Annotated in this window: 19 protein-coding genes; 15 read left to right on the top strand and 4 right to left on the bottom strand. The window is 47.1% G+C overall.

Going from position 1 to position 14946, the window contains the following annotated elements:
- Positions 1-216: 216 nt before the first annotated feature.
- The 8 genes from WAZ74_RS04740 (at position 217) to WAZ74_RS04705 (ending at position 7187) form a co-directional block, all read left to right on the top strand.
- Complete coding sequence (locus tag WAZ74_RS04740) at positions 217-1392, top strand: phage tail sheath protein (RefSeq protein ID WP_422306316.1); 1176 nt, start codon at positions 217-219, stop codon at positions 1390-1392.
- A 2-nt stretch (positions 1393-1394) separates the two neighbouring features.
- Positions 1395-1904, top strand: a complete 510-nt coding sequence (locus WAZ74_RS04735; RefSeq protein WP_422306314.1) for a phage major tail tube protein — start codon at positions 1395-1397, stop codon at positions 1902-1904.
- Between the two features lie 105 nt (positions 1905-2009).
- The gene (locus tag WAZ74_RS04730) at positions 2010-2303 is read left to right on the top strand and encodes a phage tail assembly protein (RefSeq protein ID WP_422306312.1); all 294 of its coding nucleotides are present in this window, start codon (positions 2010-2012) and stop codon (positions 2301-2303) included.
- A complete protein-coding gene (locus WAZ74_RS04725) occupies positions 2303-2446 on the top strand; it encodes a GpE family phage tail protein (RefSeq protein WP_422306310.1) in 144 nt (47 codons plus the stop codon). The genes WAZ74_RS04730 and WAZ74_RS04725 overlap by 1 nt, the downstream gene beginning before the upstream one ends.
- 10 nt (positions 2447-2456) lie before the next feature.
- Complete coding sequence (locus WAZ74_RS04720; protein WP_422306308.1) at positions 2457-5207, top strand: phage tail tape measure protein; 2751 nt, start codon at positions 2457-2459, stop codon at positions 5205-5207.
- Between the two features lie 9 nt (positions 5208-5216).
- Positions 5217-5648, top strand: coding sequence for a phage tail protein (locus WAZ74_RS04715; RefSeq protein WP_422306306.1), 432 nt, complete (start codon positions 5217-5219; stop codon positions 5646-5648).
- Positions 5648-6616: a contractile injection system protein, VgrG/Pvc8 family gene (locus WAZ74_RS04710; protein ID WP_422306304.1), complete on the top strand. Its 969-nt coding sequence runs from the start codon at positions 5648-5650 to the stop codon at positions 6614-6616. The genes WAZ74_RS04715 and WAZ74_RS04710 overlap by 1 nt, the downstream gene beginning before the upstream one ends.
- Before the next feature lie 118 nt (positions 6617-6734).
- Positions 6735-7187, top strand: a complete 453-nt coding sequence (locus WAZ74_RS04705) for an ogr/Delta-like zinc finger family protein (RefSeq protein WP_422306302.1) — start codon at positions 6735-6737, stop codon at positions 7185-7187.
- Between the two features lie 243 nt (positions 7188-7430).
- On the opposite strand, the gene WAZ74_RS04700 is transcribed toward WAZ74_RS04705, so the two are convergent.
- From WAZ74_RS04700 to WAZ74_RS04690, 3 genes are all read right to left on the bottom strand, one after another.
- Positions 7431-7607: a hypothetical protein gene (locus tag WAZ74_RS04700; protein WP_422306300.1), complete on the bottom strand. Its 177-nt coding sequence runs from the start codon at positions 7605-7607 to the stop codon at positions 7431-7433.
- A gap of 12 nt (positions 7608-7619) precedes the next feature.
- A complete protein-coding gene (locus tag WAZ74_RS04695; protein WP_422306298.1) occupies positions 7620-8378 on the bottom strand; it encodes a hypothetical protein in 759 nt (252 codons plus the stop codon).
- A gap of 195 nt (positions 8379-8573) precedes the next feature.
- Complete coding sequence (locus WAZ74_RS04690) at positions 8574-8867, bottom strand: Arc family DNA-binding protein (protein ID WP_422306296.1); 294 nt, start codon at positions 8865-8867, stop codon at positions 8574-8576.
- Between the two features lie 118 nt (positions 8868-8985).
- Here WAZ74_RS04690 and WAZ74_RS04685 point away from each other — a divergent pair, with 118 nt between their 5' ends.
- The 3 genes from WAZ74_RS04685 (at position 8986) to WAZ74_RS04675 (ending at position 10849) form a co-directional block, all read left to right on the top strand.
- Positions 8986-9150 carry a hypothetical protein gene (locus WAZ74_RS04685; RefSeq protein WP_422306294.1) on the top strand — a complete coding sequence of 55 codons (165 nt, stop codon included), beginning with the start codon at positions 8986-8988 and terminating at the stop codon, positions 9148-9150.
- Positions 9151-9317: 167 nt separating this feature from the next.
- Positions 9318-10190, top strand: a complete 873-nt coding sequence (locus WAZ74_RS04680; protein ID WP_422306292.1) for a Bro-N domain-containing protein — start codon at positions 9318-9320, stop codon at positions 10188-10190.
- Positions 10191-10192: 2 nt separating this feature from the next.
- On the top strand, positions 10193-10849 hold the full coding sequence (locus WAZ74_RS04675) for a hypothetical protein (protein ID WP_422306290.1): 657 nt from the start codon (positions 10193-10195) through the stop codon (positions 10847-10849).
- Between the two features lie 66 nt (positions 10850-10915).
- Here WAZ74_RS04675 and WAZ74_RS04670 read toward each other — a convergent pair whose 3' ends face one another.
- Positions 10916-11356, bottom strand: coding sequence for a hypothetical protein (locus WAZ74_RS04670; protein ID WP_422306288.1), 441 nt, complete (start codon positions 11354-11356; stop codon positions 10916-10918).
- A gap of 108 nt (positions 11357-11464) precedes the next feature.
- Here WAZ74_RS04670 and WAZ74_RS04665 point away from each other — a divergent pair, with 108 nt between their 5' ends.
- The 4 genes from WAZ74_RS04665 to WAZ74_RS04650 are packed head-to-tail and all read left to right on the top strand — an operon-like array spanning position 11465 to position 14937.
- Positions 11465-11659 (top strand): hypothetical protein, encoded by a 195-nt coding sequence (locus tag WAZ74_RS04665; RefSeq protein ID WP_422306286.1) that lies wholly within the window; start codon positions 11465-11467, stop codon positions 11657-11659.
- Between the two features lie 44 nt (positions 11660-11703).
- On the top strand, positions 11704-11991 hold the full coding sequence (locus WAZ74_RS04660) for a hypothetical protein (RefSeq protein ID WP_422306284.1): 288 nt from the start codon (positions 11704-11706) through the stop codon (positions 11989-11991).
- Positions 11981-12148 (top strand): hypothetical protein, encoded by a 168-nt coding sequence (locus WAZ74_RS04655; protein ID WP_422306282.1) that lies wholly within the window; start codon positions 11981-11983, stop codon positions 12146-12148. The genes WAZ74_RS04660 and WAZ74_RS04655 overlap by 11 nt, the downstream gene beginning before the upstream one ends.
- 32 nt (positions 12149-12180) lie before the next feature.
- Complete coding sequence (locus WAZ74_RS04650; RefSeq protein WP_422306280.1) at positions 12181-14937, top strand: toprim domain-containing protein; 2757 nt, start codon at positions 12181-12183, stop codon at positions 14935-14937.
- Positions 14938-14946: the final 9 nt, after the last annotated feature.

The raw sequence follows: 14946 nt of genomic DNA, 5'->3' as shown, positions 1-14946 counted from the left end.
TCAAACCGATGCTGCAAAAATCCGTAGTCGCTTTGAGCGGACACGCGGCGCTAGGTACGATTATTGGGGCGTGTTTAGATTCTTATTACCGCGATGTATTCGCCAAGACCCTCAAAAATGGTTTTGTTCTGAGCTATGCGCGATGCTGCTAGATATACCCAAGCCCCACCAATACACCCCACAAGGTTTATACAACACACTGAAAGGATAGTTCACATGGCTGATTTTTTACACGGTGTCCGCGTCATCGAAGAGACGACAGGCGTACGCCCTATTCGCACGATTGCTACAGCGGTTATCGGTATTGTTGCCACTGCTGATGATGCTGATGCGACCCTGTTTCCGCTCGATGAGCCCGTATTGCTGACCAGCATTGTTGATGCGATTGGTAAAGCAGGCACTACAGGCACATTAGCCCGCTCACTGTACGCGATATCACGTCAAGCCAATGCCATGACTGTCGTTGTACGCGTTGCGGAAGATGTCGATGCTGTTGTACAGACTGCAAACGTCATCGGCAAGTACGAAAACGGCAAATACACCGGTACTAAGGCCCTACTGACTGCACAAACTAAATTACGCGTCACACCGCGTATCTTAGGCGTGCCAGAGCTTGATAGCCAAGAAGTTACCACTGAGATGGTTAGCATTGCACAAAAGCTACGCGGCTTTTTATATGCGCACACAGTCGGCGATACCAAAGAAGCCGCCGCGCTTTATGAGACTTCTTTCGCCGCGCGTGAAATCATGCTGATGTATGGTGATTGGGTTGGTTTTGACGAAGTGTCTGGCACGACAACTACTATTGACAGTGTCGCTACGGCATTAGGTCTACGCGCCAAGATTGATAATGATATCGGTTGGCATAAAACCTTATCAAACGTCGCGGTAAATGGCGTCATCGGTACTACTCACGACGTCAGCTTCAATCTATCTGACCCATCAAATGATGCCAACTATCTGAATGGCAATAATGTCACAGCATTGATTCACTCAGACGGCTATCGCTACTGGGGCAACCGCACGGCCAGTGATGAGCCTAAATTCATGTTTGAAAACTATACCCGTACTGCACAAGTACTGGCTGACACTATCGAGCGCGCGCATCAGTGGGCAATTGACAAGCCATTAAGCCCGGGCCTTGCAAGTGATATCGTCGATGGCGTAGATGTTAAGTTACGTGAGTTGACCACCTCAGGCTACTTGCTAGGCGGTGCCTCATGGTTTGATGCAAGTCTAAATACCAAAGAGACACTGTACAGCGGCAAGATGGTTGTGCCTTATGACTATACCCCAGTACCGCCGCTTGAGCAGTTAGAGTTTATTCAAAAAATCACCGACACTTATTTAATTGACTTCGCGCGTCGCGTTGAAGCCTCGCAAGGAGCGTAATCATGTTACCCAAAATTATTAAAGATGCCATTCTTTCAGTCGATGGCATTGGCTATGCCGGTCGTGTCGAAAACATCGACTGGCCAAAGCTTGCACGCAAAATGGAAGAGTATCGCGCAGGCGGTATGCATGGCCCAGTAGAAATTGATATGGGTGGCGAAAAGCTTGAGATGAGCTTTGAAACCCTAGAGCAAGATGCTGACCTCATCAGCCAGTACGGTGTGTGTAGTGTCAATGGTGTGCGCTTTCGTATCAACGCCAGTGCTGAGAGTGATAACCCCGACTGCGACAGCGATGGCATTGAGGTTATTTGTACAGGGCGTTTTAATGAGATTGAACTTGGCAGCTACAAAGGCGGTGATCCGCAAAAAACCAAGTACGCAGTGGCATTGGCTACGTTTAAGTATTCACGCAATGGCGAACCACTGCTTGATATTGACTATGCCAATAATATCTTTGTTGTTAATAAAGTCGACTTGCTTGAGAAGCGCCGCGAAAATCTACGCATGTAATTGTGCTTAAAATATTTATGCTGGTACCCTCATTCGTGAGGGTACCAGAAAACAAAACCAAACGTCTTACCCTTAATTATTACTACCTCGTAAACAGGAACAATCATGGAAAACCCAAACAGCGCAACAATTACTCTAAACGTGCCAATCAAGACCAGTGACAAACCTATTGGCAGCTTTACTATGCGAAAACCGAGCGCTGGTGAGCTTCGGGGGGTCAAGCTATTTGACATGATGCAAGGCGACACGGCGGCATATATCGAAGTATTACCACGCGTCACCAATCCAGCGTTGACTAAAGGTCAAGCCGCAAGCTTAGATCTCTCTGATATTTTGCAGGTCATGGAAAAGGTGGGAGATTGGTTCGCGGGAAAGAGCGAGAGTACCCCAGCTGCGTAATGTCGGCGTGGGTCGATATCAACATTGTCTTTGGCGGTGGCTGGCCCCCTAGCGAGATGGACAGCATGCCGATTGATGACTTAGCACAGTGGTGGCAATTAGCCCATCAGCAAAATCAGCGAGAGCAAGACGCTAACAGGTGAGTAAATAATAATGGCAAACTTAGATCTTAGCGTACAGCTCAAAGCGTTTGATAGCGTCAGCAAAAAGTTTGAGGCTATCAATCGAGCGGGCAAAAAGCTCGCTGAAGGCTTTGATAAAAACGTCAAAGCATTAGCCAAGCTCGATGGCCAGATGAAAAACATACGCTCTTACGAAAAGCTAAAGAAAGCCATGGACGATAATGGCCGTGCGATGACGGCTGCCCGTGAAAAAGCACGTGCGCTGCAGCAACAGCTACAAAACAGCGGTGCAGACAGAACCGCCGCACAGATGCGAGCGTTACGCGCTCAATACAATCAAGCGACAGCGGATGTGGGACGCTTAGAGAGCCGGCAAAACCGCTACCGGCAAAGCTTAGGACAGACCCGAAATGCCTTACGTGATGCGGGTATCAATACTCGCTCACTATCGACAGAGCAAGCAAGACTACAAGATCATGCAGCCAACCTCAATCGAACACTCACTGAACAGTCACAACGGCTAGAGCGGCTATCGCAAGCACAGCAGCAACAGCAAGCGGCGACTGGACAATACCAAAAAACAATGGGTATGCGCAATCAGGCCATTGGTTTGGCTATGGGGGGTGCAGCGGCAACGTATGCAGGCGCTAGATTTCTAAAACCTGGTTTAGAGTTTGAAAAAGAGATGTCACGGCTGCAGGCATTAACACGATTAGATAAGACTAGTGCGCAGCTCGAAGCTCTAAAGACACAAGCCAAAATGCTAGGCGCGACCACCTCATTTACTCAAGCCGACGCTGCACGCGGTCAGGCATTTTTAGCAATGGCTGGTTTTACTCCTGAGTCCATTAAAGCCGCTATGCCAGGTATGTTAGATTTAGCATTAGCTGGCAATATGGAGCTGCCACAGGTTGCAGATATTGCCAGCAATATTCTAACTGGTATGAAACTTGACCCAACCAAGATGACTAAAGTGGCGGACGTACTATCAGCTGCCTTTACCCGTGCCAATCTGGACGTGGGAATGTTGGGCGAAACCATGAAGTATGCCGCGCCTGGCGCTGCTGGATTGGGCGTATCGTTAGAAGAAGTCGCAGCAATGGCTGGTAAGTTAGGCGACGCAGGTATTCAGGGCGCGATGGGTGGTACGGCTTTACGCTCTATTATGTCACGACTAGCAGCGCCACCAAAAATGGCCGCCAAGGCTATGGATGAGCTGAACCTAAAAACAACAGATGCAAATGGTAATTTGCGCAAGATGCCTGACATCTTGAACGAATTAAACGAAAAAACCAAAAACATGGGGAATGCTGAACGTGCTGGATTCCTAAAAGCGATCGGCGGTGAAGAGGCTATGAACGCCCTAGCTGTATTAGTAGATCAAGCAGGTAATGGTGGGCTACAAAAACTAACGGCTACATTAAGCGGTGCTAATGGCGAAGCCTCTAAGCTTGCTAAAACCATGGCAGATAACACTATGGGTGACTGGACTACGATGATGAGTGGTTTTGACGCCCTGCGTAGCACCATTTATGAAGCTAATAGCGGTGCTATCAGAGAGTTTATGCAGAATCTAACAGCTATGGCAGAAAGAATGACGACGTGGGCAAAGGCCAATCCAGAGCTGGTCGCTACGATGGGTAAGGTTTTGGGAGTACTGGCCATTGGTGCTATCGTCATCGGCTCAATCGGTGCAATATTATTGACAATATTAGGCCCCATGGCACTGGTAAAAGCATCATTTGCTACTCTTGGTGGCGTGGCAGGTATCTTTGGTAGCATCATGGCACCACTTAAGATGCTGTGGTCATTTTTTGGCTTGATAGGTCAATCAGTGGTCTCTGCTGTAGCACTTATCGGTAAGTCGCTGATGTTCTTAGTTAATATTATCAGAGTCGTAGGCGCGGCAATGATGGCCAACCCTATCTTAATAGCAATAACATTAATCGCAGTGGCTGCTTATTTGATTTGGCAAAACTGGGGGCCGATTAAAGAGTTCTTCATTGGACTATGGGCGTCGATATCTGCAGGAGCTCAGTCATTATGGGCGTCTATCACAGCTATTTGGCAGAGTATTGTGGCGACAGTCACTGCATTATCACAAAACTTTTGGGCGACAGTCACTGCATTGTTTAGCGCAGGCGTACAGGCGCTCATATCAGTCATTATGAACTTCACCCCAGTTGGCTTATTTATCCAAGCGTTTGCGGCTGTCTGGACGTATCTATCAGGTCTGGGTGCGACGTTTTTCAGTTATGGTGCAAACATACTCGAAGGCCTCAAAAACGGAATTATGAGCCGCGCCGCTGCAGTGGTTGAGGGTATAAAAAGCGTAGCAAGCCAAGCAAAGTCAGCATTTACAGGGCTGCTGGGCATCCGCTCCCCTAGCCGTGTCTTCATGGGCTACGGTGGCTTTATGATGCAGGGCTTATCAGGTGGCATCTTATCTAATGCTGACCGTGCGATTAAGGCGACTCAATGGGTCAGCGACAAGATTAAGCAGCACGCGCCAGACAGCTTTGGCGCTCGTGTTATTGACACGGTACAGAGTGCCACGACGCGTATTCGCGACCGTGACCCTATCCGATTTGGCAGTTATCCGCCTTTAGTCGGTGCCAGTAGCAGCATGGGCGGCGCTGGTATGAGCCAAGCACCGAGCAGTATCACGATTCAGATTAATGGCGCAGCCGACCCGCACGCGGTAGCGATGGAGGTCAAGCGCGTATTGGCAGACCAGCAGCGCAATCAGCAAGCACGCAACCGTCGTCGCCTTACTGATTAAGGAGTCATTATGTTATTAACATTAGGATTGTTTGTATTTGGCGTACAGTCCGCGCCATTTGACACTATCAGCCGTAGCAACGGGTGGCGGTGGCCAAGCAATGACAGGACAGGCGCGGATCAGGTCTATCAGTACACGGGGCGTGATGAGGAAACCATCGCATTAGCAGGCACACTGATGCCAGAGTTCAGCGGCGGCCCTGTCAATATCGATATATTACGTACGATGGCAGATGCGGGTGAGCCGTATCTCATGATGTCAGGTGCGGGTCAGATTTACGGCTACTACATCATTACTGATTTGACGGAAAACGGCTCTTATCTCATGGCCGATGGCACCCCGCAAAAGATAGAATTTAGTATGACGCTCAAGCGCTATGCGTCAAATGTTGCGAGTAGCAACCGCTCACCGCTCATGCCGTTATCGAATAGGTGGTTTTAATGCGTCCATTTTACACCTTAGCGATAGATGGCAATGCTATCGAACTACATAACCGCTCAATTAATATGCAAGTTATTGATAAGAACGGTATGGAAGCAGATGAATTATCCTTAGATATTGATGACCATGATGGCGCGGTTGCCATGCCCACCAAGGGCCAACTCATTGAGATCAGCTTTGGTTATGACAACAGCGCAACGTATGTCGGCTCCTTTGTTGTCGATGAGATGAGCCATAAAGGGCCGCCCGATGTGATTACGATTAGGGCCAGTAGCGCAGATTTTCGCCAGTCGCTATTGCAAGAGCGCGAAGAGAGCCACCACGACACCACCGTAGGCGGTATCTTATCGACTATCGCAGGCAGACAAGGGCTAGAGACCGCATTTGACGGCGGATTAGCAGGTATTGCCGTTGAGCATCTGGACCAGACCAACGAATGTGACGCCAACCTTATCACCAGGCTCGCTCAAGAGTATGACGCGCTAGGCACGATTAAGGACGGCAAGCTGATATTTGTCCCCCGTGCCACAGGCAATACCGCAAGCGGTCGCGCGCTTAGCAGTATCACCATTGAGCGTAGCGAGGGCGACACTCACGACTATAACGACGCTGACCGTGACGATCAAGTGACGGGCGTAGCAGGATACTATCAAGACAAAGACGAAGGCAAGCGCAAAAAGGCCACTGTAGGCGGCGGTGCCAATACGCATCACCTCAAGCGCACCTATAACACAGAAGCAGAAGCGACCAACGCGGCCGCTGGAAAGATGAAAAAGATAAAGACCGCCGCGCGGAAGCTGACACTGAACCTCGCAATGGGCCGACCAGAGATATATTCAGAGATGCCTATCACGGTTAGAGGGTTCAAAGACGTTATCGATGCGGTCAGTTGGATTGCTACCGAAGTCACGCATACACTAAACAATAGCGGCTTATCTACTGCAGTCAATTGTGAAGAAAAAGCCTAAAAAAGTAACTTAAATACAGTCATATGACTACATTCTGTAACGCAAAGTGATAGAATGCATTCAAACGATTGTCTGCTATCGCTGAGTCAATGACCTTCTCACCTGAACAGGATACGATATGTATATAAAACGCTTTTATTGTCCCACTTGTGGTAGCTTGACAACGACCAATGGCAGTCGTGAGCTTCACAAGCTATTGCGTCGCTCTTATGCTCAGTGCAGCAACCATTTGTGCTCTGCATCGTGGCAGCTATCGATAGAGGTCACTGCGAGTATGTCACCGACATCCTCGTTATATGCAGCAGATGCTCCAGTGCTACCTGATGCTGTGACGAGTGATGATATCGCTCATGAGTTGGCGCTACAGTTTTTGCATAGTCATGATGCGGATGATATCGATAGCATACTGGGTCAGTGCCCCATTTTTTTACAGTCGCATACGGATATAGATGCAGCGATGGCTGATGTAATCACGCGTCAAGTGCTGGTTAGTCGTGATAGCAGCGGCTATAGTTCGTGGTTGGCATTAGGTAGTATGGGCAGTTCGATAGCGCCCGTGGTGGTAGAATGATGTTTGTCACGATTAATACAGAGACGATCAATCTGGCACACGTCAAGCGATTTAAGCAGATGGGATCTCATATTCTAGTTTGGTTCAGTGATGGCAAAGACTTAACAAATTATAAGCTGTCAAGCCAAGTAGCAGCTGAGCAAATGGAGACTAAGATTATAGAGGGTTTAAGAGAACGACATCTAATGATATAAAAGGCCCCGCATCATGCGGGGTTTTTATCGTCTACGTATAAATATACCACTACCCACTACAGACCTTTTTAGACTGACTGATTTTACCGTTTTTGCAGACAAACTTGCCGTCTTTGCAATGAGAGACACCGCCCATTTTCCCAGAGCATGGCGTGTTTTGGGCGTTGGCTTGTATTACTGGAGCAAACATCAAGACAGAGATAAAAAAAGCTGACCAATATTTCATGTTAGTAATCCTTTAACTCTTTAAGTCTATATGAATAAAGCAAGCACCTTCGTTACACTGCCCTGTAGTAGGATAACCACCTACAGGTTTGCTACGATATATACCACCGTTAGATAAATACATAACAGCATCATAGCCTTCCATTCCTGCCATAGCCCTAGCCAACTTATAAGCGTCTTTTAAACTCTGCTGGCTAATCTCAAGAGTTTCAGGTTCGTCCGAGTATTGATACCAGTTCAAGGAGATGCTATTTGGACTATGAGAAAACCAAGCAGATATAGGTGTATCGTCATTAATAATATAGAGTTTTTTAGGTTCACCCATGTGGTCAGCCGACTCTTCTGTCTCGTCTGGATCTAACCCAGCACTATTTAAAATATCTTCCCCATTCAGCATACCTACATTTTCAACAGGTTCACTTAGGTCGTCTTGATACCATAATATATTACCTTCAGTCTTTATAGACTCATCAGGAGCCTTAATCTCAATCGCCCCATTATCATGCACTTCATAGTTATCTGTAGTCAGCCCAGCATCAGCTGCAACCTCAGCAACATCTATCGTGGTACTTTGCTCAGGGGTGATAGCTACGCCTATAGCTATTGCGGCAATCCACGCTGCTAGAACTCCAAGTGAAAACTTGCCTCTCGACCACTTTCCATTTGGATTCTTTTTAGTGCGAATATGTAATTTGGTAGGCCTAACCAATGAATAAACTAACAAAGCTGGCAGCAATAGAAATGCTACTAGACCAATGATGACTGCGCCCATACCACATTCCTTACAATTGTGTAATGTAGTAGCAATCTATCAAACCGTATCGACAATCACAATCACTATTTAACTTTCGTCAGTCCCAATCCAGCGCTTCACGATATATGCACCAGCCGTGTGGTAAAGTTTCAACTGGCACAGCATGCTTAAAGAAATGCTCAAGCCATACAATCATATAATCCTTAGACACAATTATTTACTCCCTTTGTCGCCTGATAATCCATTTAGCATAGATAGACGCACGTAGTGTGCAAACTCATCTGCTGTCAGTCCAGTCTTTTCAAACCACTCAGAATCGAGCTCTAAGCGAATGCCATTATCGTAGCCCGGTATATAGCCAGGTGGATAAATATGATCTTTAGCAAAACTCTGCTCAAGTCTATATGCAGCCTCAGCATTTATTGAACGACCGCTGATTTGCGCAGCTTCATTTACTTGCTTTTTAAGCTCTTCAGGTACTCTTAGATTGAACTGGACAACAGCCATAAAACACCTACCTATAACAATAATAGCATTATGCTAGTATTTAGCGTTGCTTTCAATGTTAGCAAAATGCTATGATAGCAAAATGCTAACAAGGCATAACCATTAACAAGGAATCCGTATGGCAGATAAAAAAAGACAATTCAACGTAAGGATTGATGGTGAATTAGTTGAATGGCTTAAAAATTATTCAAAAGACAGTCACCGCAAAGTTCCAGATCAATTAACTTATATTTTAGAACAGGAGAAAGCCCGTGCTGAAGCAGAACAGAACCCAACAGATTAATAGTTACTTACGCAGCCAACAGCTATTAAATCGTCAACTGCAATTATTGCAGCGCATAAAAAAGGCAAACTGCATCCGCCAAGATAACCAGTCTGCCTTTAACAACCAAGCAATCAACCTAACTAAAGTTGATCACAATAACCAATTAACTCAGGGAGTTAATCAGTATGCAACAGTATAACACAGCAAGTAATCAGGGTAATAATACAGTGATGGCATTATGTTTTGAAAACAAACGACTAGATACTAAAGTTATCGATGACGAATTATGGATAGCTGCCACCAACCTAGCACAAATATTAGGCTTCGCTAATCCTCGCCAAGCTATAGCAACTCATGTCGAAGTATGTGACGTCCAGAAATTGGACGTCACATCATCAGACCTCCAGAATGTGGAGGTCACATCAAAAGCACGTAAAACACAGAAGCTTAATTTCGTCAATGAAAGTGGCATGTACGCCCTAATATTTGGTAGCACCAAACCCGAAGCGAAAAGGTTCAAACATTGGGTAACATCGCAAGTACTACCTCGACTCCGAAAAACGGGAAGTTACAAGGCTGCACCTATCGCCAAACAATACAGCGATAACGATATTCAGCGCTTAAAAGACAGCCTGACCCTGCCAGAGCTAGCCAAGCTATTGCAGACTAGCGAAACCGAAGCCGCCGCGCGTCTAGCGGATAGCTTCCCCAACACGCGCAAACGCTATCAGCGCACAAAACCCGTACTCACCCCAGAGCTACAGTACGCCCTTGACCAGTTTTGGGGTTTTGTCGCAACTCAAGACATCAAAGCGCTCAATCACAGTCAAAAATCTCACGAGCTGGCCATCAGCATCCCAGAAGTTTATGCCCTAGCAGATAAAGGACAGCTGCCAGATACCAGCCTGATATATAAAGCGCTACGCCTCAGCGACACGCCGGACTTTCATCGTGCCAATACCGTCATAGCGAGCGCCATTTATCACAAGTCGCGCCGCGTTTGGGTATTTATCAAATCATTTAACCAACCTGCTATCACCAATCAAGCCGGAGCGTAATCATGACAACAAAAATCAAAAACCTACGTGAGTACACGATGAAAGGCGACATCAGTGAGCATCATGAACGCATCATTAGGGACCTATTTAACGCATTGTTTGTCACGGTTCAATCTGGGCTGCAAGTAGATCATACGCCCAATATCATCGATATTATGACGCTCGATATCTGTCAAGTTCAGCACTTGATGATACAACGCCGAGAGGGCGATTATGATCAGTATGACATTGTTAGTGCATTGCGTAACTTAGAGTATCCAAAAATTATCATTGAGCGTGATATTGGAATCACTTATATCTATTCAGGCTTTAACGGCAAACAGATTGCGGCTATACGCTTAGACTATGGCCCGCCACCTTCATTTAAGGCAGCGCCCACAGAAGACATTGCAGCAGAGCTGGCTCAAGTCGACCTTGTAGAAGCACCAGTAGATGAAATTGACAAATGCGACGCCAGTCGCCGCTGGATAGATTATGCGATGACGCTCGAACAGCAGTATGCCGTAGATCAGAAAACCATCGCAAACCTACGCGCGGTTATCACAGAGCTATCAAGTGTGCTATATGAAGTAGACGCTGATGCACGTATCAGTATAACCAGTATCGAGCTATTGGATCTGATCCAAAGCAATCGTGATATCGCTGACACACCTTTTTAATTATTTTTAATCAGCTATAAGAACCAGTCCTAGTGGCTGGTTTTTTTATATCCAGCTTTTATACATTCATTTGACAATATCCAGAAGACCCAAACCCAATGAGGCAAGCGTTTTATAATCATAGTCTTCATTGGCAGTTGCCCCTGCTTGTACCATCGACTCCTCAGCATGATACATCGCTGCCAGCAGCTTATCAGATGGATTGCTGATATCCATAATCTCTGGCAGGTGGATTAAGCGCTGATGATAGCTTGGCACGCCGCCACGAGCTTGTACATCGACGGCAATATCTTCAAGCCTTTGCCCTGTTAGCACATACATCACATCAAACCCCATATCCCACAGCTTAATAAGTAAGGATGACGGGATATCACGCTTGCCACTCTCATAGTTTTTATACGTTGTCTGCGCGATTTTGACCGTCTTATCCTCATAAACTTCGACTGCCATCAAGCCAAGTCGCTGACGCTCAGCCTCTAGTCGCGTGCCCACCTCAGTTAAATCCATAAAATTCCCCAATAATTTCATTTGAATGGTTGTAAATAAGTTCATTTGACTGTATTATAAAACCGTACCACATCAACACGCTTTTAATTAGCTATAGGATACCACCAAATGACAAAAACCACAGTAGAAGCCGCAACACCAAAGGGTGAGCTGCCTCACCTCAAAGGCAGTAAGCGTAAGCCGGTGCAAATCAGACTGACTCCAAGCGAGCATAAAGAACTAATCCAAACGGCCAGAAAAGAACAGCGCTCAATGAGCTTTGTCGCATTGCGGCGTTACCGATTGGGCAAAGTCGCAGAATAAAACCAAACCCTGATACAAACCAAACCAGAAAGGAAACCAAACCAATGAAACCTAATACCAAAAAGCTACGTGACAACCCAATCAAGATTAGCGTTGATTATTACGATCATCAGATCCTATTGGCTCATGCCGAAAAATCAGGTGTCGAACTTGCCACGCTGGTTAGACAGCTTGCCATGGCGCAATTGCATCACCTAATGTTCGATGAACAACCTATCGCCATGTTACTGCCATCGACCAATACAGTCGAGTTACCCATGACGCACTTCCTAGGGATGTTCCAAGGACTGCAAAGTACCTCAATGGCAAAGGGAGGGATTCATGCCGCATAAAATCGACATTGAGATGACACCCTCTACCGCTGAAGCTCATCTGCTGACTCAAAAAGCAGCAGAGCGCGGTATGGATGTCGACACGTTTACGACTTGGCTTATTGAGCAGTCGTTAGCGCGTACGAATGCTGACATCAGCCACATTATCAAGCAGTGATTCAAACCACCAAACCAAACTACGAGTCCATTATGTCAACCCAAACCATGAGTAACGAGACGCGCGATGAACTTATCCCGCGCCTCATCCAAGATTACGCCCTAAAATTATCTAGCGACCGTCAGTTTTTACGTTATGGTCGCTGCCCATCATGCGGCAAAAAAGAGCTATTCACTGGTGCCGACAGCCCGTGGACGATTCAGTGTGGTCGCGCCAATAAGTGCAGTTACCAAGCATCGACCCGTGATATATACCCTGATATCTTTGCCAACTGGACTGAGCGAAATCCGCCCACACCTACCAACCCCAACGCCACCGCTGACGCTTACCTTCAGGCAGGTCGCGGCTTCGATATCGTCAAATGGCAAGGCAGTTATAGCCAAGAGGTCTATAAAGACTATCAGTCAAACTTCACCTGTCCCACGGTCCGCTTTAATATCACCAGCGATGGCCAAACCATTGGCCACTGGGAACGCCTTATCGAACCAGCACAAGGCATTGCCAAAGCCAAAGTACAGACAGGCTTTAAGTTTAAGGGTCATGCATGGCTACCGCCAAAGCTGCATTTGCAGCACGGCGTTTGGTCGTATGTTAAAGAGCTTTGGATAGTAGAGGGTATCTTTGACGCGATGGCACTGACCGAAAACGGCCTGCATGCCATTAGTAACATCACCGCTGGTAACTTTCCAGCGCACACCTTAGTGCAAATACGCACACGTATGACTGAACTTGGCAAGCCGCTACCAAAGCTGGTTATTGCACTAGATAGTGATAACGCGGGGCGTAAAGCCACAGATAAGCTAGTCGCCACGGCTCGACAAAACGGCTGGGAAGTCGCTGCTGCTCAGTCAAGCGAATACAGCGACGGCGCGGATTGGAACGACTTACACAAGGCGGGCAAACTCACCAAGACAGACATTGAACGCTATCGTTTCTATGGCGAACTGCTGATTGCTGATACCGCCAAAGACAAGGCACTACTGACTTATAACCAGTACGGCTCGACCAGCTTTTATATGTTTTTTAATCACTGCACCTATTGGGTCAAAGTTGATACAGAGAGCTTTGACAAAGCCAAGCAAATGGACGCTGACAGCGAACCGACCGAGGATTTATTTAACACTGAAGAGGAGCTAAAAGAAGCGCTACAGCTGTGGCATGACGATCTAATGCAGTCCTGCATGAGCGTCACGCAGATTATGAACTGTCAGCCGCAAGCGCTGTATTATCAGTCTAATTTAGTGACAGACGAAAGCTGGTACTTTTTTCGGATCCGTACCCCGCAAGGCGATACCAAAAACACCTTTACTGGCAGTCAGTTATCCGCCGCTGGTGAGTTCAAAAAGCGTCTGCTATCGGTTGCGCCTGGCGTCATCTATCAGGGCAACTCCAAGCAATTAGATATCATGCTAGGCCGTATGATTAACGGCATCAAAACCGTTGAGACCATTGATTTTATAGGCTACAGCAAAGACCATCAAACCTATATTTTCAATGATACCGCCGTCCGCCATGGCGTGGCTTATGCACTCAATAAAGATGACTATTTTGACCTGCCAAATAATAAGAGCCTCAAAACGCTGGCGGCAAGTCCAAGCATCAACATTGGCAGCCGCCCCAGTCAGCCGGTCAATTGGATAGCAGACATCATCAGCGGTTGGGGAGTACAAGGCGTTATTAGTCTAGTGGGCTTTATGGGCAGCTTATTTGCCCAGCAGATCCGTGATCGTCAAAAGTCTTTCCCATTTTTAGAGATTGTTGGTGAGCCTGGTACTGGTAAATCAACGCTATTAAGCTTTTTTTGGCGCTTGATAGGCCGTGACAGCTACGAGGGTATAGACCCCAACAAAACCACCAAGGCAGGGCGCTTGCGGTCACTCTCGCAAACCTCAAACATGCCCAGCGTCTTTATCGAGTCCGACCGTGATGGCGCTGGTACCGGTCGCAACTCTCAATTCAACTGGGACGAGTTAAAAAACCTCTACGACGGCGGCACTATCGGCACACGCGGCGTCAAATCAGCGGGCAATGAAGTTTACGAGCCGCCGTTCCGCGGCACGATTGTCATCAGCCAGAATCTGCCCGTTGTTGCCTCCAAAGCCGTGCTCAGCCGTATCTGCCATCTGTTTTTTACCGTTGAGCGTCAGACCCGTGATTCAGAAGCAGCAGCGCGACGTATAGAGGGGCTACAGACTGAAGACATCAGCCACTTTTTAGTCGATGTACTCAAGCTTGAAGACAAGTTTTTGCAGACTTTTTTTGATACCAAGATGCAGCATGAGAACTGGCTAAAAGACAGCGGAATTAAAGCGTTTCGCGTTGCGCACTGTCACGCGCAGTTGCTTGCCTTATTTGATGCCATGAAATTGATATTGCCCGATTTGCAGCGTTTGGACGGCGCATTCAAGCAAGAAGTGTTCAACATGGCCACCGAACGCGATCAGACGCTTGATACTGAGCATCCGCTAAATATCCAATTCTTTGATGTGCTTGAGCGCTTAAATGCGCCAGCCAATGAGACCGCTGAAAAAAGCAATCATCATATCCGCCGCAATCACATCAACCACAGCAAAGACCCACGGCTCTTGGCCATCAGCATGTCAGAGGTTTATCAGTTAGCGAACGAGTACCGCTATGACCTACCCCCGCAGGCCGATATGCACAACGCATTACGCCAGTCTAAGCAGTTTAAGTTTGTCGCCGCCAACAAGGTTGTGGCATCCAAAATCACAGGACGCTCAATACGCTGCTGGGTGTTTGAGCAATCTAACAATCAAGATTTAACGTAAGGAGCCAGC

The organism is Psychrobacter sp., from assembly GCF_049295055.1.
In the GTDB taxonomy this organism is placed as follows: domain Bacteria; phylum Pseudomonadota; class Gammaproteobacteria; order Pseudomonadales; family Moraxellaceae; genus Psychrobacter.
The sequence above is the reverse complement of the archived record's forward strand: the minus strand, read 5'-3'. Positions and strand labels throughout refer to the sequence as shown.